This is a genomic window from Hydrogenophaga taeniospiralis CCUG 15921 (assembly GCF_001592305.1).
GTDB classification, from domain to species: domain Bacteria; phylum Pseudomonadota; class Gammaproteobacteria; order Burkholderiales; family Burkholderiaceae_C; genus Hydrogenophaga; species Hydrogenophaga taeniospiralis.
Window position 1 is genome coordinate 1 of sequence record NZ_BCWR01000039.1, and the last position, 1200, is coordinate 1200.

At 62.8% G+C, this 1200-nt stretch carries 1 protein-coding gene; it reads left to right on the top strand.

The annotated features are described in order from the left end of the window. Positions 1 to 7 precede the first annotated feature (7 nt). A complete protein-coding gene (gene tuf / locus HTA01S_RS24385) occupies positions 8 to 1198 on the top strand; it encodes an elongation factor Tu (RefSeq protein WP_068176647.1) in 1191 nt (396 codons plus the stop codon). Positions 1199 to 1200 lie beyond the last annotated feature (2 nt).

Here is a 1200-nt window from a genome sequence, read left to right on the forward strand (position 1 = left end):
TTGAAAAATGGCAAAAGAGAAATTTGAGCGGACCAAGCCGCACGTGAACGTGGGCACCATTGGTCACGTTGACCACGGCAAGACCACGCTGACGGCGGCCATCACCACGGTGCTGGCGGCCAAGTTCGGCGGCTCGGCCAAGGCCTACGACCAGATCGACGCGGCTCCCGAAGAAAAAGCGCGCGGCATCACCATCAACACCGCCCACGTGGAATACGAAACGGCCAACCGCCACTACGCCCACGTCGACTGCCCCGGCCACGCCGACTACGTCAAGAACATGATCACCGGTGCCGCCCAGATGGACGGCGCCGTGCTGGTGTGCTCCGCCGCTGACGGTCCTATGCCCCAGACCCGCGAACACATCCTGCTGGCCCGTCAGGTCGGCGTGCCCTACATCATCGTGTTCCTGAATAAGTGCGACATGGTCGACGACGCCGAACTGCTCGAACTCGTTGAAATGGAAGTGCGCGAACTCCTGGACAAGTACGACTTCCCCGGCGACGCCACCCCCATCATCCACGGCTCGGCCAAGCTCGCCCTCGAAGGCGACAAGGGCCCCCTGGGTGAAGAAGCCATCATGAAGCTGGCCGACGCCCTGGACACCTACATCCCCACGCCCGAGCGCGCGGTGGACGGTGCCTTCCTGATGCCCGTGGAAGACGTGTTCTCCATCTCCGGCCGCGGCACCGTCGTGACCGGTCGTATCGAGCGCGGCATCATCAAGGTCGGTGAAGAAATCGAAATCGTCGGTATCTCCACCACCCAGAAGACCACCTGCACCGGCGTGGAAATGTTCCGCAAGCTGCTCGACCAGGGTCAGGCCGGCGACAACGTCGGTATCCTGCTGCGCGGCACCAAGCGCGAAGACGTGCAGCGCGGCCAGGTGCTGTGCAAGCCCGGCTCCATCAAGCCGCACACCCACTTCACCGGTGAGGTCTACGTGCTGTCCAAGGACGAAGGTGGCCGTCACACCCCGTTCTTCAACAACTATCGCCCGCAGTTCTACTTCCGTACCACCGACGTGACCGGCTCCATCGAGCTGCCCGAAGGCAAGGAAATGGTCATGCCGGGTGACAACGTGTCGATCACGGTCAAGCTGATTGCTCCGATCGCCATGGAAGAAGGTCTGCGCTTCGCCATCCGTGAAGGCGGTCGCACCGTCGGCGCCGGCGTCGTCGCCAAGATCATCGAGTAATC